Origin of the sequence: Nonomuraea jiangxiensis (assembly GCF_900099965.1) — a bacterium.
GTDB classification, from domain to species: Bacteria; Actinomycetota; Actinomycetes; order Streptosporangiales; family Streptosporangiaceae; genus Nonomuraea; species Nonomuraea jiangxiensis.
The window spans coordinates 166,294-183,217 of record NZ_FNDJ01000018.1; the positions used below are offsets into that span (position 1 = coordinate 166,294).

General features: G+C 69.6%; 15 protein-coding genes. 5 read left to right on the forward strand and 10 right to left on the reverse strand.

Features of this window, described 5'->3' with window-relative positions:
* Positions 1-494 precede the first annotated feature (494 nt).
* The 3 genes from BLS95_RS34830 to BLS95_RS34840 form a co-directional block, all read right to left on the reverse strand.
* Positions 495-1,517, reverse strand: coding sequence for a M48 family metallopeptidase (locus BLS95_RS34830; RefSeq protein ID WP_176993541.1), 1,023 nt, complete (start codon positions 1,515-1,517; stop codon positions 495-497).
* A 270-nt stretch (positions 1,518-1,787) separates the two neighbouring features.
* Positions 1,788-2,429, reverse strand: a complete 642-nt coding sequence (locus tag BLS95_RS34835; protein ID WP_218136129.1) for a DNA alkylation repair protein — start codon at positions 2,427-2,429, stop codon at positions 1,788-1,790.
* Positions 2,430-2,625: 196 nt separating this feature from the next.
* Entirely contained in the window at positions 2,626-3,048 is a 423-nt protein-coding gene (locus tag BLS95_RS34840) for a MerR family transcriptional regulator (protein WP_090941464.1), read from the reverse strand.
* A gap of 221 nt (positions 3,049-3,269) precedes the next feature.
* Between BLS95_RS34840 and BLS95_RS34845 the strand changes: the two genes are divergently transcribed.
* A complete protein-coding gene (locus BLS95_RS34845; protein WP_090941467.1) occupies positions 3,270-4,262 on the forward strand; it encodes an aldo/keto reductase in 993 nt (330 codons plus the stop codon).
* Between the two features lie 395 nt (positions 4,263-4,657).
* Here the strand turns inward: BLS95_RS34845 and pyrH are convergent, their stop codons facing one another.
* The 5 genes from pyrH to BLS95_RS34870 form a co-directional block, all read right to left on the reverse strand.
* Positions 4,658-5,380 (reverse strand): UMP kinase, encoded by a 723-nt coding sequence (gene pyrH / locus BLS95_RS34850; protein WP_218136126.1) that lies wholly within the window; start codon positions 5,378-5,380, stop codon positions 4,658-4,660.
* A 74-nt stretch (positions 5,381-5,454) separates the two neighbouring features.
* The gene (locus BLS95_RS34855) at positions 5,455-6,492 is read right to left on the reverse strand and encodes a hypothetical protein (protein WP_143043987.1); all 1,038 of its coding nucleotides are present in this window, start codon (positions 6,490-6,492) and stop codon (positions 5,455-5,457) included.
* A 138-nt stretch (positions 6,493-6,630) separates the two neighbouring features.
* Positions 6,631-7,872 carry a low temperature requirement protein A gene (locus tag BLS95_RS34860; RefSeq protein WP_090941475.1) on the reverse strand — a complete coding sequence of 414 codons (1,242 nt, stop codon included), beginning with the start codon at positions 7,870-7,872 and terminating at the stop codon, positions 6,631-6,633.
* Positions 7,859-8,281 carry a hypothetical protein gene (locus BLS95_RS34865; RefSeq protein WP_143043988.1) on the reverse strand — a complete coding sequence of 141 codons (423 nt, stop codon included), beginning with the start codon at positions 8,279-8,281 and terminating at the stop codon, positions 7,859-7,861. Before BLS95_RS34865 ends, BLS95_RS34860 begins: the two co-directional genes overlap by 14 nt.
* Positions 8,282-8,784: 503 nt before the next feature.
* A complete protein-coding gene (locus tag BLS95_RS34870; RefSeq protein ID WP_090941482.1) occupies positions 8,785-9,723 on the reverse strand; it encodes a hypothetical protein in 939 nt (312 codons plus the stop codon).
* A 183-nt stretch (positions 9,724-9,906) separates the two neighbouring features.
* Between BLS95_RS34870 and BLS95_RS34875 the strand changes: the two genes are divergently transcribed.
* The 3 genes from BLS95_RS34875 (at position 9,907) to BLS95_RS34885 (ending at position 13,294) form a co-directional block, all read left to right on the forward strand.
* On the forward strand, positions 9,907-11,754 hold the full coding sequence (locus BLS95_RS34875) for a serine hydrolase domain-containing protein (protein WP_090941485.1): 1,848 nt from the start codon (positions 9,907-9,909) through the stop codon (positions 11,752-11,754).
* A gap of 129 nt (positions 11,755-11,883) precedes the next feature.
* The gene (locus tag BLS95_RS34880) at positions 11,884-12,546 is read left to right on the forward strand and encodes a DUF2500 family protein (protein ID WP_090941488.1); all 663 of its coding nucleotides are present in this window, start codon (positions 11,884-11,886) and stop codon (positions 12,544-12,546) included.
* A 28-nt stretch (positions 12,547-12,574) separates the two neighbouring features.
* Positions 12,575-13,294, forward strand: coding sequence for a polysaccharide deacetylase family protein (locus tag BLS95_RS34885; RefSeq protein WP_090941491.1), 720 nt, complete (start codon positions 12,575-12,577; stop codon positions 13,292-13,294).
* Between the two features lie 75 nt (positions 13,295-13,369).
* Here BLS95_RS34885 and katG read toward each other — a convergent pair whose 3' ends face one another.
* Positions 13,370-15,598, reverse strand: a complete 2,229-nt coding sequence (gene katG / locus BLS95_RS34890) for a catalase/peroxidase HPI (protein ID WP_090941494.1) — start codon at positions 15,596-15,598, stop codon at positions 13,370-13,372.
* A gap of 31 nt (positions 15,599-15,629) precedes the next feature.
* Positions 15,630-16,067, reverse strand: a complete 438-nt coding sequence (locus tag BLS95_RS34895) for a Fur family transcriptional regulator (RefSeq protein WP_090941497.1) — start codon at positions 16,065-16,067, stop codon at positions 15,630-15,632.
* A gap of 195 nt (positions 16,068-16,262) precedes the next feature.
* Between BLS95_RS34895 and BLS95_RS34900 the strand changes: the two genes are divergently transcribed.
* Positions 16,263-16,820 carry an AAA family ATPase gene (locus tag BLS95_RS34900; protein ID WP_090941500.1) on the forward strand — a complete coding sequence of 186 codons (558 nt, stop codon included), beginning with the start codon at positions 16,263-16,265 and terminating at the stop codon, positions 16,818-16,820.
* Positions 16,821-16,924 lie beyond the last annotated feature (104 nt).

The window sequence follows — 16,924 nt, forward strand, 5'->3', positions numbered from 1 at the left end:
CCACACCTGGAGTGATACCCCCGTTCATCTCGGGGCTCGGGATCTGGGTGTAGACGTCCATGGTCATCGAGATCTGCGAAGTGCCGCAGGATGCGCGTGGCCACACGGCGGTGGACGTCGAGGGCGGCCAGGAGTGAGGCGCAGGTGTGCCGGGTGTCGTGGACGCGGATACGCGGGGCGCGCCGGTCCGGGTCGTGAACGTCAGGTCCGAGGTCTTCCATTCGTCTCGGCCATCTTGCGGATCTCCTCCTGAACGCGCTGACGTGCCTGAGTGCGGTAACGCATAGGCCGAAGCGCGGCAGCGAGGAACGTGCACGCGAAGCCGGGCTTGACACTCCGTCCCTCGCTGCCGCTACGCGGTGAGTCGACGGCGTACGAGGGGATCAGGGGCGGCAGTGTGCAGGCTGCTCAGGTGTCGGCAAATGCCTGGCCGTTATTGATTGTTGTGCTTTGGGGATCGCGTGGAGGCGGGCGGTGGATTTCTTCTGTGGGGCTTATCGGTAAAGGGCGGACTGGGCATTTTCTCTCAGGCTCTGCGCCACGCGTCCTGCCGCCTTGGCGAGTTCTGTCTCGATCTGTTCCATGTCTGCGGCGGACACCCTGGGCTCCGGGTATGGCAACGCCAACACGCGTTGCATGCGTAGGTACGTGGGTGGATGGGTTGAGTCGAGCCGGGTCTTCTCGACGCGGGCGAGCTCGCGGTGTCGTTCGAGTTCGGTTGGGGAGAGGGTGTCCATTTGGGACTGGAGGGCCGTCCACAGGTTCCCGGTTCCTACGGCCACCGCGCTGGATTTGAGGAAGCTGCGGGCCGCTTGAGTCCGGGTGGTCAGGGTGTCCAGGAGCGAGGCGGTGGCCGCGGAGCCGGCTATCTGGGCTTGCAGCTCGTCAGCACGGTGTTCGGCGTGCTGCGAGGAGCGGTTGAGCAGGAGTTCCAGCAGGAAGATCAGGATGCGGACGGGAACGCCCAGGATCGCGAGCGCGCACTCGGTGATGAGAGCCGACACGCCGTCACCGGGCTGCCATCCGAAGCTCGTGACCATGCGAAGTACGTGGAGCGAGTACAGGGCGCTGCCGACGACGAGGCCGTGTCTGGCGTCGCCGTTTCTGGAGTGGGCCATCTTGTGGGCCAGCAGGGAGACGCGTTCCTGCGGGGTGAGGATCAGCCAGAGCGGGTAGCCGATCTCCACCAGCCGGCTGCGCCGCCGACCGTAGGTACGGAACGAGGCGTTGACCACGCCGCTGACGGCGATCAGGTCTGTTCGGGGCGCCCCCAACTCCACGCCGATGTGGTCGATGAGGGCGTACAGGTGGGGGGCGTCGGAGCGAGTGAGGGGTACGGCGGAGGCGGGGAAGGGGACGGGGCGAGGTCGCCGCAGCCAGGCAAGATCCAGGGCCACCAGGCCGAACAGGATGCCGCCTATCGTCAGGCGGGTGACCAGGTAGATGCCACCGACCAGGAACGCTGGTGCGCAAAGGTGGATGACGAAAGCGAGGACGTAGCCGGTGGTTCGCGACACGCGGCCGGGTGGTCGGCTCGACTGGAGGGGAGCCGGCGGAGGGGGCAGGAAGGGTCCCGGAGGTCCGGGAGGTTCCGGAGGTCGCGGAGGTCGTGAAGGGTTCTGCGGGGTGCTCGGTATTTCGGCTGGTAGATCGGCGGACATGGCGAACAAGGTGCCAGAACGCCACAAAATGGTCCAATTCCGCCGTTGGGGGTAGTTTTCGGTAGTCCTTGAACGTGGAAGACCGCCGGCCACCAGATTGCGGCTGAAAGCGGACGTGCGTGGCGCTCAGTGTTGCTGTCGGCGCACCATCTCGGTGATCCAGGTGGGTGCGTACGGAGATGTGCAGCCTGGGGAGGTCGGGTAGTCCTTGAGCACCTCCAAGCGCTCACCGATGTCGAGTGCACGGGCGCGGTGTTCGGCGTGTTCGATCCCTATCTGGGCCAGGCAGTGGTTCATCGCCCACTGCAGGCGGTCCGGGGCGGCCTTCATTTCCGCCTCTATGACGTCGAGCAGTCCTGTGAGGTCGAGGCTTTCGGGCTGCTTCGTCACGCGTTCGGTGGTCAGTGCCCAGCTGGCGCTCGCGACCACCGGATCCGGGTCGGCGGACCAGGCCAGGCGCAGCGATTCGGAGTGCGGGTTCTTCTTCACCACGTAGTTCACGAGCCAGTCGTGCACCTTGGGCGCGCGTGCCTCGCGCAACATGACGTCCAACTGGTCACGCTCGAACGCCTTCGGGCGGCAGATCAGGAGCGCCAGCAGTCTCGCGGCGGTGTCGTCCGTCTCCCAGAGCCGGCACGCGAGGTCCTGCTGTGTCTTCAGCCGTTTCGCGAGCGCGCGCAGCTTGCTGAGGTTCACTCCGTGGTCGTCGCCGTGTTTCTCGTTCACCGCGCGCATCTGCGGGTCCTCGAGCGCGGCCAGCTCGGCCATCACCTCGGCCACCGTCGTCCCGGTCAGCGTCGTCTCGGCCACTTCAGCCTCCTGTCCATCACGCGCGATTCAGCCTATGACGGAAGCCGAGGTCCGGTCGATCGTCTCCTGTTGCACGCGCCGGTTCGGGGAGCCGGGCGATCATGAATGGTCATGCACACGGGTGGCATGGCTGGTGCAGGCCGTTCCCGATTCTTCAGCTGCGCTGCGGGGCGACGCACGTGATCGGGCCTGTGGCGCCTTCGGCCAGTTGCTCGCTGTACGCGCTGATCTTGTGGGTGACCATACCGAGGGACTCGGTGAGCTGTTCGAGCTGTGCGGTGACCCGGTCCCGGTGTTGCCTCAGGAGGTCCAGCAGGTGCTCCTCGTTGCCCGCACCCCGCCGTACGAGGTCGGCGTACTGGCGGATGGCGGGCAGTGGCATGCCGGAGGCGCGCAGGTTGACGCAGAGGTGGAGCCATTCCACGTCCCTGTCGCTGTAGACGCGCCGGCCGCCTGGGCCCCGCCGTACGGGGGCGACCAGGATGCCCTCGCGCTCGTAGAAGCGCAACGCGTGGACGCTCAGGCCAGTGCGTTCGGCGACCTGCCCGATGCTCAAACCTGGGTTTGTTTCTGGCATGAGGTCAAGACTAGGGCTTGGTCCAGGGCTCGGCTCAGGGGCTTGGCTCAGGGGCTTGATCTAGAGTCGGCTCTAGCTCGTAGGCTCCGACGCGCGTCGATCCCGCTCAACGTACCGCGGGGTGTACTCGGCGTTTTCGCGACATTTCGAGGAGCTGATGATGCGCTACCCCTTTCCCTACGGCACTGCCGGGGCATCGGACAGGCGGCAGGTGAGTTGACGTGAAGTACCGGACGATCGGCGGCGATCCGAAGACCCGCCGTGAGGTCAGCGTGCTGAGCCTTGGCGCGATGTTGTTCGGCACCGTCACCGACGAGGCGACGTCGTACGCCATCCTCGACCGCTTCGTCGAGGCCGGCGGCAACTTTCTCGACACCGCCAACAACTATGCCTACTGGGTCAACGGCACTCAGGGAGGCGAGAGCGAGGCGCTGCTCGGCCGCTGGCGACGTAGCCGGAACGTCACGGACGAGGTCGTCATCGCCACCAAGCTGGGAGGGCGGCCCAACGCTCCGGCGACCGGCCTCAGCCACGACCTCGAAGGTTTGTCCGCCCAAGTGATCCGGGAGTCTTCTGAGCGGAGCCGGGAACGGCTTGGCGTGGACAAACTGGACCTGCTGTACGCGCACGTATACCTCGAAGGTTCCAAGGTGCCGCTGGAGGAGACGGTCGAGGCGTTCGCGGGGCTGGTCCAGGAAGGCACCGTGGGTCTTCTTGGGGCCAGCAACCACTGGTCGTGGCGGCTGGAGCGGGCCAGGAACCTGGCGGCGGCGGCCGGGCTGCCGGGGTACGAGGTCCTGCAGTACCACCACTCCTACCTGCGTCCGCGCACCGATCTGCCGACGATGCGCTCCAAGGACGGCAACCTCGGTGTGGCCGACGGGAACCTGCTCAGCTACCTGAGGGCCGAACCCGCGCTCACGCTCGTCGCCTACTCGCCCTTGCTGAGCGGCGGATACGTACGTGACGACAAGCCGCTGGATGCCATGTTCGACCATCCAGGCACCCCTCGGCGTCTCGCGGCACTTCGAGAAGTGGCGAAGGAGACGGGAGCCACCCTCAACCAGGTGGTGCTCGCCTGGCTCATCGGCGGCGAGATACCGGTGATTCCGCTGGTCGGCGCCTCCTCGGTCGAGCAACTGGAGGAGAGCCTCGCCGCGGTGGACCTGGAGTTGACGGCAGAACAGCAGGCCAAGCTCGACGCCGCGTACTGAGGCGCCCCTCACTGAGGCGCCCCTTGCAGGTGTCGCTCGCTGAGGCGCCGCCTGCTGACACGCCGCGCACGCGGGCGCGTGTCGTCACGCCCCCCTGGGCGAAGGCGCGGCCATGGGCGTCCTCTGGCATTCGCGTGGTCGGATGATCTGGACGTCCACGGCCGCCGTCTGCGCTCGGAGTGCCCCGCTTACTCTCGCGTCCGGCATACCGCGTAACGCAGCACCGTGGTCTCGCCCTCCTGGTGAGAAGAGATCACGGGGGTTGCGCAGGCGGATCGTGCCGCAGCACGAAGAACGGACCGCGAAAGGCGCCCCCGTAGAAGCGCCATGCTCGCTCACCTCTCATAACCGCGCGTACGCCCTTGTCGACCGGGGTCGCAGCCGGAACTCATCGGTCAGTCATGGGTGGCGATGCGGGTCCCGATGTCCTCGCCCTCGCAGATGGCCTTCATGACACCCGTAGCCGCCACGTCGAAGACGTGCATGAGCAGCCTCTGCTCGTTGGCCAGCACGAACGCGCTCTCGTCCATCACCCTCACGCCGGCCGCCAGGGCCTCGCGGTAGGTCAGATTGGTGTAGCGCTTCGCGTCCGGGTCGACGTTCGGATCGTGGTCGTACACGCCGTCCACGCCCCGCTTGGCCACCAGCAGCGCGTCGGCGTCGAGCTCCAGAGCCCGCTGGACGGCGGGGTAGTCGGTGGTGACGTACGGCTGGCCGATGCCGCCCGCCAGAAGCACGATCAGGCCGCGGCGCAGATGCCGGTCGGCGCGGAGCCGGATGAAGGGTTCGGCCACGCTCTGCATGGGCACCGCCGTCATCACTCGTACGTCGGTCTCGGAACGTGCGGTCAACACCCCACGCAGCATCAGCGCGTTCATGACCGTGCCGAGCATGCCGATGTTGTCGGCCTCCGCCCTGCCGATGCCCCAGCCCTCCGCCATCCTGCCGCGGAAGTAGTTGCCGCCGCCGATCACCACGGCGACCTCGACGCCGAGTTCGCGCACCGAAAGGATCTCGTCCGCCAGTTGCGCCAGAACTTCCGGATCCGTGCCCCAGCCGGTGGCTCCCGCGAGCGCCTCACCGCTGAGCTTCACCACGACACGCGAGTAACGACGCACACCCGATCCCTTCATGGGCGGGCCGCGCACTCGGCGACCCGGCCAAGGATATGGGGAGCCGTCGCAGGGTGGTTCTACCGGGTCGGGGTGAAGGATGTGGCGACCAGCCAGATGCCGGCGGCCGCGATCACGGCGGCGACGACGAGGTTCTTGGCCAGGCCGGGGGTCATGCGTTCCGACAGTCGGCGGATCAGGCTTTGCGCCAGGCGGGTGATCCTGGTCCGCGGGGTTCGCGTCCAGGTGCGCCAGGTGGTCGATGCCACGAGGAGGGCCGCGAGGAGGAGCGGCCACCGTACTGAATCGATGAAGGGCAGCTCGTAGTCGTCGCTGTCATAGGTGAGGTACGCCGCGAGGTCGAGCAGCGGGAAGAGGAGGAGAGCCGCCGCGGCCACGGTGGCGGGCGATCGTTCCCGGCGGACGGGGACGGTGGCCTGCGCGGTCGCCGCGAGGGCGACGAGGACGACCGGTAAGCCGATCGCGTCGGCCGAACCGGACCACCACGAGAGGTCGTCCAAGAACGACTTCGGAAAAGTGACGAAGACGAAGGTGAGGCCCCTCTCGTCGTAGGTGATCGCGCAGCGGTGGAACAGCGCCGCCCACGCCGCCGCGCCGGCCGCGCCCGCCCACAGGATGATCCCGTGCCGCGAGCGGGTCAGCGGGCGCCGGGATGCCGCGAGCAGTGCCATCACGGCCATCGGGTAGCAGACGATCAGGAGCCAGGGCGGCACGGCCGCGCGTTCCTGTCCGGTGCAGGGGTCGAGGCCCGGGACGAGGTACGCGGTGACGAGCCCGTACACGAGGACGGCCGCGATCACGGCGGCGGCGGCGAGCGTGGCCCGGCGTGACCCGAGTAAGAGCAGGCCGGCCACGACGACCGGCAGCAGGAGGACGGCCCAGAACAGCACCTCCGCAGGCAGGTTGACCAGCGCGTACGGGCCGTCCGGCGGGTAGGGAGCCGAGGCCGGCGAGGAGCAGAACCAGCCGACGCTCTGCCTGCCGATCCCGAAGGCCGTCAGGAGCACCGGTCCGGACGCGGCCAGCACCGCGCCGAAGCGCAGCACCGCCGCCGCCGTCACCGGGGACGACGCCTCAGCCGCGGGTTCCTGCGTCACGGGACCTCCCGAAGGTGATCAATTCGGGCCAGCGTAGCGGAGGACCGGGCGCCTGTTCGGAAGGCTGGCTTCTGGTCGCGCGGTCAGCCGCATCGCCGGCCGGGGGCAGGGTGGGGGCGAGTGACTCCGACCCCGTCGTCAGTCCCTCGACAACGCCTCGGCGACGTGTCGATGACCCACCGTCTCGTAGCCGACCACCGTCACGGCCGGCGCGAGCATCAGCACCACCAGGCACCACGACATGCTCAGCCCCAGCTCGGCGCAGACCACGGCGACCACCACCACCCCCGCGGTGCCCGCCAGGAGCAGCAGGTGGAACGGGTCGCGGTGCCGCATGAAGATCGAGTAGAGGACGTACAGCGTCAGGACGAAGAACGACAGCGGCACCGCGACGGTCAGCACCGTGGCGGTGGGGTCCAGGGCGGCGGCGCGCTCCAGGAAGTACGCCGCGACGTGGAGCCCGGCGCCCGTGGCGGCGATGGAGCCGAACAGCAGGATGTGGCCGGCACTCCACAGGTACGCCCGTTCCCGGTGCCGCTCCAGCACCTCGGCCCAGGGCACGACGAAGTACATCCACCAGATGCCGAACGTGAGCCCGATACCCGCCACGGCGAGCAGCGCGACGTCCACGGTCCAGCCATGCTCGGCGTGCACGAGCGCGTTGAGGGCCGCGACCGTGCCGATGACCCCCTCGCCCAGCGTGATCAGCACGAGCAGGCCGTGCCGCTCCGCGATGTGGTGCGCGTGCCACGGCGTGGGACTGCGGCGCTGGGCCAGTACGGGGCCGACCAGCTCGACGGCGAACAGCCCGACACACCCCAAGAGGAACGCCGACAGGGGCAGGTCCAGCAGGGCGAAGGCCACCCAGCCGACCTGCGCGCCGCCGATCGTCCACATGAACTTGCGCGCCGCCGGCATGCGACCCGGGTCGTGCCGGGCGACCAGCGCCCACAGGAACAGCATGGACACCCGCATCACGACATATCCGAGCACCATCACGTCGATGTCCGGGGAAGCCCCCCGGTCGATGGAGGCGAACATCTCCTCGATGCCGAGCGCGTTGATGATCACACCGACCATCTGCACCATCGTGGCGACCCGGAACACCCAGTCGTCGTTGTCGTACGCCGAGGCGAACCAGGAGTAGTTCATCCAGGCCCAGGCGACGGCGAAGACCGCGAAGCAGAAGCCCGCGATCGCCGTGCCGACGTGGCCCTCCGCCAGGTAGTGCGCCAGCTCGTTCGCGGCGGTCCCGAACGCGACCACGAACGTCAGGTCGTAGAGGAGCTCCAGCGGGGTCGCGGTCCGGTGCGACTCCTTCGGGTTCCGGCCCGAGAGCGGCCGGTGCCGATGGTCCCTGCGGCGGTCAGCCTGGGCCATGTGGCGATCCTCCCAACTGGCCCGGGACGTCCGGGGTGAGGCCGGCGAAGACCCGGTCGAGCTCGTCCCCGAGACCGCCCGCGGCCGTCAGAGCGTAGCCCTCACCATGCCGGCCCTTCCAGACCAGGGCGCTGCCGTCCTCGCTGCGGTGAACGGCCGCCTCGCCGTGCATCGGAGTGGGGCTTTCCAGGCGAAGATCCAGGCTCTGCCGGGCCCATCGGGTGAGGGGGCGGCCATGCAGCCATTCCGCGGTCAGGGTGATGCTCTTGCCGTCGGCTCGCCAGGTACGGGAGCGATAGTCACGCTCGCCCCCTTGCGATGTGTACGTGCTCCACAAGGTCACGCCTTGGGGCAGGTAGCCGATGCGCAGCCCTTCGAAGTGGCCTCCCGCTGCGCCGGTCAGGTTCACGGGTTTCAGCTTGCCGGCGATGAACCGTAGGTCGTCGATGTGGTTACTGCCCACGGTGACGCGCAGCAGGAGGCCGTGCTGTTCGATCCAGAGGAGGTCGTTCCGCTCGGGGGTGGTGCGCGCGTATTCCTCCCAGATGGTGGACCTGCCATTCGGTGGCAGGGCCAGCCGGTCGAGGTCGTCCGGGCTGCGGATGTTCGTGTTGCGGTAGACGGTGATGCGGACGAGGTCCTCGGCGGTTCCCCAGGAGATGGCGGTGCCCCTTTAGGGGGCCGTCCTTGACGGGCTGGGTGCGGGGTGTGCCCAGTTCGGGTGGCAGGTAGTGGACCTCGACGTTGTCCACCGTGATGACGCGTTCTGCGGGTCGGATCAGGAAATATCCGACAGCCACCATCAGCCCTGCGGCCAGTAACAGCGCTCCCGCCGGCCGCATGCTGAGCCGACGGCGTGTCTTCGGGGCGGTGCGTAAGTGAGGGGCCGCGTCATCGGTCGCGGGCCCGGGCTCACGCATGGTCGTACGCTCCCTTCTCGGCGGCCGGTCGGTTCTCGTCCGGCGTGGAGACGCGGCGCAACCGTACCGCGAGCACGATCAGGACGACAGGGAGGAGTGTGTGCCACGCCCACGCGAGCGTCACCGGATGGGCCGCCTCCTCCGAGGAGCGCGCGCACCCGAGGGCGGGCAGCCAGTTGAGCACGAGGTCACTGGCCACAAGAGGGACCACCGTCAGCCAGCCGACCACCCGGCCCAGCGGCCGGTGGCCGGTGCCGGCCAGCAGCGCCCACAGCCCGAAGCCCACCGCGACCATGATCGGCAGCGGGACCAGGACGAGCATGATCATCACCGGCCCGAGCAGGACCGCCTCCAGGGCTCCCGCGCAGCTCCCGTCCCACAAGATGATGCCCTGATCGACCGACCCGTCCGCGACGGCCGCCACGTACAGCGCCTGGGGAACGCTCACCAGCGCCAGGGCGACGCCCCACAGGAGCAGCGGCCACCGCCAGCGCAGCGGCCGAAGGGCCGGCCGGCCGTCGCCGTGGACGGCCCGGCCGAGGGCCGGTAGCAGAGCCGCCGCGGCGAGGCAGGCGGCGGCGATCAGCAGCAGATCAGCGGAGTACCAGGGCAGGAGCCACGGAGACCCGCCGGAGTCGGCCGGTCCGCCGTTGATCGCGTGGATGACCGCGTAACGCTGGAGCTCCTCTTCGCTCGGCGCGCCGAGCCCGGTGATCGGCAGGGCGACGGCCACGGCGAGCAGGACCAGCAGCGCGGCGCCCAGCCGCGACGCCCACCGCCGGCGGCGCAGCACCACGACCGGCACGATCAGGAACGCGGCGATGGCCACGCCGATGACGACGTTCGCGGCCCTGGGCGCGATGACGGCGGGCACCAGCGGCATCAGGACGACCGCCGTACATAAGGCGGGCACGGCGGTTTTCGACGACACCCGCGGTGTGTATCGCTCGCGGCGCGATCATGTCAAGCGCACCTCGGCCGTCCACGTCCAGCCCGCGGTCGTATCGGCACGGCGAACCAGTACCAAGGCGCCGGCCCGCCGTCGGGCAGATCGGCACATCTGCCAGTATTTACGGGCTTGACAATCTGTTGACCTTGTTGAGGAGTCGCCCGCATGGACCGCAGAAGTTTCCTGGCCGTGACCACCGCCACCGGGCTCGGTGTCGGGTTGTCCGCATTCGGCTCTGCGGCCCAGGCGGCGAGCTACCCCTACGTCAACCGCCGGGTGCCCGCCGAGGCGACCACCAAGATGGGCGAGCTGGCGCCGTACGGCGTGACGGCGTTCGCGTTCACGCCGTCCAACGGCTGGGTCATCGTCACCCAGGACGGCCGCTATTTCGCCCGCGGCATCCCCGACGCGTGCTTCACCGAGCTGGCCGGCCTGCTCAAGGCCGGGAGGAAGGTCACCTGCGTGGCCTTCCCGCCCGAGGGCGGCGACCGCTGGGTGATCACCACCGACAAGGGGATGTCGTCGCGCGGGCTGCCCGAGGAGTGCCGGCAGCGGATCGCCGACAACTACGCGGCCGGGCAGCCGGTGGCGCACGTGGCCTTCCCGCCGGCCGGCGGGAACCGCTGGGTGGTGGTCACCACGACCGGTTTCTTCGCCCGCGGCGTCGATGACGAGTGCTACCAGATGATGCGCAACCTGACGCAGGGCGGCCGGCGGGTGACCCGCGTCGCCTTCCCGTACGGTGGCGGCTGGACGGTGGTCGCCCAGGACCGCTTCTTCGCCCGCGGCATCGACGACGAGTGCTACCAGCAGATGAACGAGCTCGCCGGCGGCGGCTGGGAGCTGCACAACGTGGCCTTCTCGCCGGTGAACGACGGCTGGTCGCTGTGCTCGCGCGGCAAGGCCCCGGTGTTGCCCGCCGACCGGGTACGCCAGGTGGAGAACAACGTGCAGGGCGGCACCGTCTGGCAGCGGATGAGCGCCTGGAAGACGCCCGGCGTGGCCGTCGCGGTGGTGACCGGCAACCGGGTCGCCTGGTCCACCGGGTACGGCCGGCTGACGGCGGGCGGGACCGCCGCCGTGCATCCGGAGTCCGGCTTCCAGGCCGCCTCCATCAGCAAGGCCGTCACCGCGATCGGCGTGATGCGGCTGCTGCAGACCCGCAAGAAATCGCTCACCGACGACATCCGGCCCTACCTCGACTGGACCCTGCCCCGGCGGGCGTGCGTGCCGGAGTCGGCGGTGCCGACGATCGACCGCGTGCTGAGCCACCGGGCCGGGATCATCGGGCGCGGCTCGACCTCGCCGGCCGACGCCTGCTCCGGCTTCACCGCCGGGGGCGGCGGCTTCGCCGGGTACGGCCAGGGCGCGACCGTGCCCTCACTGCTCCAGGTGATGAACGGCGAGGGCAACTCCCCGCGCATCGAGCTGACCACGACACCCGGCGCGGAATACCACTATTCCGGCGCCGGCTACGTACTGCTGCAACGGATGGTGGAGCAGGAGACCGGCCAGACCCTCGACCGGTACATGACCGACGAGGTCTTCACGCCCCTCGGCATGACGACCAGCTCCTACGCGCTGACCCCGGCGTTCGAGCTGGCCTCCGGGCACACCACCACGGGAGCGGTGATCCCGGGCGGGCACAACCGGTATCCGGAGTCGGCCGCGGCCGGCCTCTACACGAACGTCCTCGACCTGTCCCGGCTGATCTGCTACCTCAACAAGGCGTGGACCGCCTCCGGCGACATCGCGGGGCCGCTCTCCCGGTCGTCGGTTCGTACGATGCTGAGCAAGGGTGCGCAGCCCGACATGGGCCGGGGCTACTTCATCGCCGGCTCAGGGACGAAGAGCTTCTCCTACACGCACGACGGCTCGAACCACGGCTTCAAGTCGGTGTTCAAGGGCTATCCCGAGCTGGGCGCCGGATACGCCGTCATGGTCAACGGCGACAACACCGGCCTGGTCAACGAGATCGCCGCCGCCATCCGCTCGGTCTACGGCTGGGCCTGACGGCCCGGCGAACCGCGCGCGAGTGTTATGGTCGCCACGCCACGTCATGGGAGGATCATGAGGTTGCGGAGGAGCCGTCGACCGTCACGCCGCCGATCGTTTCCCGGACGCTCCTTAGGGCGGTGGATCGTGGCCGCCCTCGGGCTCGGGGTGCTCGTGGCGGCCCTGGTCGGCGCCGCCGCGCCCTACCGGCAGACCCGCGAGTTCCGCGAGGTGGTCGCGTGCGACGACCGGGGTGCCGACGGCTGTTTCGGCAGCGAGGCGGGCTCCGTCGCCGCCCGGCGCACCTACACCACGACGACGACGAGCACCGACGCCAACGGCCACACCAGCACCAGCACGACCACCCACTACGAGGTCACCTGGCAGCGGGCCGATGGTTCCCGGCAGACCAGCGACGTGTCGGAGGACTTCTACGGCAAGGCCCGGGAGGGAGAGCCCGCCAGGCTGCGGCTCTGGCGCGGGGAGGTCGTCGGCGTGGAGGTGATGGGAGGGGAGCAGTGGTTCCTCCCGGAGGCCGGCGAGACGCTCGGCTACTGGCTCTACCTCGCCTACCTCGGGCTCGGGGTGATGCTGTGGGGGCTGCTGTACGGCTGGTGGGACGGGTTCTTCATGCTCGCCTTCCGCACGTTCGCCTGGATGTTCATGAGCTTCGTGCCGGTGAGCATGGCGACGGACGCCCTGGCCTACGGCCTGGACGGCGGGACCGGGCTCGTCGTGCAGATCGTGCTCGCCCTCTTCTTCGCCGGGATCGCCGGCTGGATGCTGCTCGGCTCGCTCGAACGATGGTGACCCGCACTCGACCCGAAGGAGCGGCCCGGTGACAAGCGCTCGCCGCGTGGCCATCCAGTTCGACGACGGCCCGTCGCACTACCGGACCGAGACTCTGCGGATCCTCCGCGAGAAGCGGGTGCCCGGCGTGTTCATGGACACCGGTGCCCGGGTCGCGGCGAACCCGCACTTCGCCCGGTTCCAGCTGGCCGAGGGGCACCAACTGCTCAACCACACCCACAGCCATGCGAACCTCGACGAGGTGCTGGACCGCGAGGGCCCCGACGGCGTCCGCCGGGAGCTCGCCGCCGCGGAGGCCGCGTTCGCGGCAGCCGGTGCCCCGATCTCGTTCCTGGGCGTCCGCCCGCCGTTCGGCGCCGCGAACGCGCAGGTCCGGCAGATCATCGCGGACCTGGGCTACACGGCCTACCTGACCCGCATCGGCACCGACGACTGGGTGCCGGGGCGCACGCCGCGGGAGATCAGCGACGCGATCGTCGATCAGCTCCACCCGGGCGCGATCATCGCGCTGCACGACGGCCCGTACGACAGCCCGGCCGGTCCCGGCACGAACGGCGGCCTGGCGCTGCTCATCGACGCCGTCCGGGAACGGGGCTACCACTTCGGCGCCGTCGGCCCGCACGGCGACGTGGTGGAGCACCGGCTGACCCCGACGGACCAGCCGATCCCGGTGGTGGAGAACCCGGTGCCGTACGCCCCGCTGGGCTTCCCCGGCGAGCCCCCGGAGCCGTACGTGATCCTCGGCTGAGCGAGAAAGGCCCGCTACCAGGCAGCACCTGGGAGCGGGCCTTCATTGTCCTCCGTCAGGAGGGTCCCGTCATGATCAGACGAGGTCGAACCGGTCGAGCTCCATGACCTTGGCCCACGCCGCGACGAAGTCCTTCGCGAACTTCTCCTTGGCGTCGTCGCTCGCGTAGACCTCGGCGAGCGCGCGCAGCTCCGAGTTGGAGCCGAAGACGAGGTCGGCCCGGGTGCCGGTCCACTTGACCGCGCCCGTGGCGTCGCGGCCCTCGAACGTGGTCGCGTCCTCCGAGGTCGCCGTCCACGTCGTGCCCATGTCGAGCAGGTTGACGAAGAAGTCGTTCGTCAGGACCCCGGGGGTCTCGGTGAAGACGCCGAGCGAGGACTGCTGGTAGTTGGCGCCCAGGACGCGGAGGCCGCCGACGAGGACCGTCAGCTCCGGAGCGCTCAGGGTCAGCAGGTTGGCCCGGTCGAGCAGCAGGTATTCGGCGGGCAGGCGGTTGCCCTTCCCGACGTAGTTGCGGAACCCGTCGGCCTTCGGCTCCAGCGCGGCGAACGACTCCACGTCCGTCTGCTCCTGCAGCGCGTCACCGCGGCCCGGCCGGAACGGGACCTCCACGTCGACGCCGGCGTCCTTGGCGGCCTGCTCGACGGCCGCGTTGCCGGCCAGCACGATCAGGTCGGCCATCGAGACCTGCTTGCCACCGCTCTGGGCGGCGTTGAAGGTCTCCTGGATGCCCCCCAGCGTGCGCAGCACCGTCGCGAGCTGGTCGGGGTCGTTGACCTCCCACCCGCTCTGCGGCTGCAGGCGGATGCGGGCGCCGTTGGCGCCGCCGCGCTTGTCACTGCCGCGGAAGGACGAGGCGGACGCCCAGGCGGCGGACACGAGCTGCGGCACCGACAGGCCGGAGGCGAGGATCTGGGCCTTGAGCGCGGCGGCGTCGGCGGCGTCGATGAGCTCGTGCGTCACCGCGGGGATGGGGTCCTGCCACAGCAGCACCTCGTCCGGGACCTCCGGGCCGAGGTAGCGCACGATCGGGCCCATGTCGCGGTGGGTCAGCTTGTACCAGGCGCGGGCGAAGGCGTCCGTGAGCTCGTCGGGGTTGGCCAGCCAGCGACGCGTGATCTGCTCGTAGATCGGGTCGACGCGGAGCGCGAGGTCGGTCGTGAGCATCGTCGGGGCGTGGGTCTTCGACGGGTCGTGGGCGTCGGGCACGGTGCCCGCCCCGGCGCCGTCCTTGGGCCGCCACTGGTTGGCGCCGGCCGGGCTCTGGAACAGCTCCCACTCGTAGCCGTACAGGATCTCCAGGAAGCTGTTGTCCCACTGCAGCGGCGTGTTCGTCCAGATGCCCTCCAGGCCGCTGGTGATCGCGTCGCCGCCCTTGCCGGTGCCGTACGTGCTCTTCCAGCCCAGGCCCTGGGCCTCGATCGGGGCGGCCTCGGGGTCGGGGCCGACGCTCTCCGCCGGGCCGGCGCCGTGGGTCTTGCCGAAGGTGTGGCCGCCCACGATCAGGGCGGCGGTCTCCTCGTCGTTCATCGCCATCCGGCGGAACGTCTCACGGATGTCGCGGGCCGCGGCGAGCGGGTCCGGGGTGCCGTTGGGGCCCTCCGGGTTGACGTAGATGAGGCCCATCTGGACCGCGCCCAGCGGGTCCTCAAGCTCCCGGTCGCCGGTGTAGCGCTCGTCGCCGAGCCAGGTGGTCTCGGGGCCCCAGTAGACGTCCTCGTCAGGCTCCCACACGTCCGCCCGGCCGCCGGCGAAGCCGAAGGTCTTGAAGCCCATCGACTCCAGGGCGACGTTGCCGGTGAGGATCATGAGGTCGGCCCAGGAAAGCTTCTTGCCGTACTTCTTCTTGACCGGCCAGAGCAGGCGGCGGGCCTTGTCGAGGTTCCCGTTGTCCGGCCAGCTGTTGAGCGGGGCGAAGCGCTGCTGTCCGGCGCCGCCACCACCGCGGCCGTCGCTGATGCGGTAGGTGCCCGCGCTGTGCCACGCCATCCGGATCATGAACGGGCCGTAGTGACCGAAGTCGGCCGGCCACCAGTCCTGCGAGGTGGTCAGCACCTCGGCGATGTCCCGCTTGACGGCCGCGAGGTCAAGGGTCTTGAACTCCTCGGCGTAGTCGAAGTCCGCACCGAGCGGGTTGGCCACGGCGGGGTTCTTCGCGAGGATCTTCAGGTTGAGCCGGTCCGGCCACCACTGGCGGTTGCCGCCACCCTGGGTCGGGTGCGGCGCACGGTCGTGCGCGACCGGGCAGCCGGCCGCGCCCTCCGTCTTCGCGTCGGTGACGATGGCGTCATGGTTCTCGGACATGGAATCCTTCCGGATTAGGCGATCATGATCTTCAGGAAGTGCGGTTGCCGGAGCAGTCGGGGCAAAGGCCCCAGTAGGTGACCTCGGCCTCGTCGATCGAGAAGCCATGGGTGTCGGACGCGGTCAGACAGGGCACCTCTCCGACCGCGCAGTCGACGTCCGCGACGGCACCGCACGACCTGCACACGATGTGGTGGTGGTTGTCACCGACGCGTCCCTCGAACCGGGCAGGGCTGCCGGCCGGCTCGATGCGGCGGACGAGTCCGGCCGCGGTGAGAGCGTGGAGGGCTTCGTACACGGCTTGAAGGGAGATGTGGCCAACGCGTTCGCGCACCCCGGCCGTGATCGCCTCGACTCCGAGGTGGTCACCGTCGCGGACGGTCTCCAGCAGCGCGACACGGGCGGCGGTCACCCGCAAGCCCGCACCGCGCAACTCCTCGGCGGTGGTCGGGGTCCTGGGTGCGGTCATGGCCCAAACCTACTCCCTAAACCTGAACTGTCCAAGAGAACGAATAGTGCAAGTTTATGACTGTGTCAAGCAACGTTTTCCCAGCTCGGCCGCTCGCGCCCGGCATTGGTCGAGCCCGATGGTCGCCGCCGGCCTGGCGCTCACTCCCCATTTCCCGGCGACGCGGCACTTTGCCCGAAAGGCATCCAGACGACCATGAAGCGTTACATCCTCACCGGCACCCCCGGCGCCGGCAAGACCACGATCTTGCGAAGCCTCGCGGCCCTCGGGTACGCGACGGTCGAGGAGGCGGCCACGGCGGTCATCGCGGACGAGCAGGCCCGCGGCGACGCCGAGCCGTGGACCCGCCCGTCCTTCATCGACAAGGTCGTGACCCTGCAACGGCTACGGCAGACGACCGGCACCGCACACCCCCCGGACCGTCCGGCCGTCTTCTTCGACCGGTCGCCGGTCTGCACCCACGCCCTCAGCACGTACGTCGGACATCCGGTCTCCCCGGCCCTGTCCGCCGAGATCGACAGGATCACCCGGGAGCAGGTCTACGACCCGCACGTGTTCTTCGTCCGTAATCTCGGCTTCTGCGAGCCGACCGAGGCCCGCCGGATCAGCTTCGAGGAATCCCTGGAGTTCGAACGCCTCCACGAGCGGACCTATCGCGACTTCGGCTTCCGGCTCATCGACGTCCCGGCGGGGCCGCTGCCCGAGCGCGTGACCACGATCCGCGCCGCGCTCGCCCGGCTCGCGGACCTCTGAGCGGATCGCCCCGCCGAGGCGCCAGAGCTCGCCCAGCTCGCCGAGGAGCTTGTTCCAGTAGTCCGGCATTAGCCCAACAGCGGTGAGTAACGGAGAGGCCGTCG

Excerpts from the sequence above, each read along its gene's own strand:
- BLS95_RS34835 (WP_218136129.1), bottom strand. The coding sequence starts at position 2,429 with ATGGCCGAGCTGGCCGCGCTCGAGGACCCGCAGATGCGCGCGGTGAAC.
- BLS95_RS34840 (WP_090941464.1), bottom strand. The coding sequence starts at position 3,048 with ATGCCAGAAACAAACCCAGGTTTGAGCATCGGGCAGGTCGCCGAACGC.
- BLS95_RS34860 (WP_090941475.1), bottom strand. The coding sequence starts at position 7,872 with ATGGCCCAGGCTGACCGCCGCAGGGACCATCGGCACCGGCCGCTCTCG.
- BLS95_RS34875 (WP_090941485.1), top strand. The coding sequence starts at position 9,907 with ATGGACCGCAGAAGTTTCCTGGCCGTGACCACCGCCACCGGGCTCGGT.
- katG (WP_090941494.1), bottom strand. The coding sequence starts at position 15,598 with ATGTCCGAGAACCATGACGCCATCGTCACCGACGCGAAGACGGAGGGC.
- BLS95_RS34895 (WP_090941497.1), bottom strand. The coding sequence starts at position 16,067 with ATGACCGCACCCAGGACCCCGACCACCGCCGAGGAGTTGCGCGGTGCG.
- BLS95_RS34900 (WP_090941500.1), top strand. The coding sequence starts at position 16,263 with ATGAAGCGTTACATCCTCACCGGCACCCCCGGCGCCGGCAAGACCACG.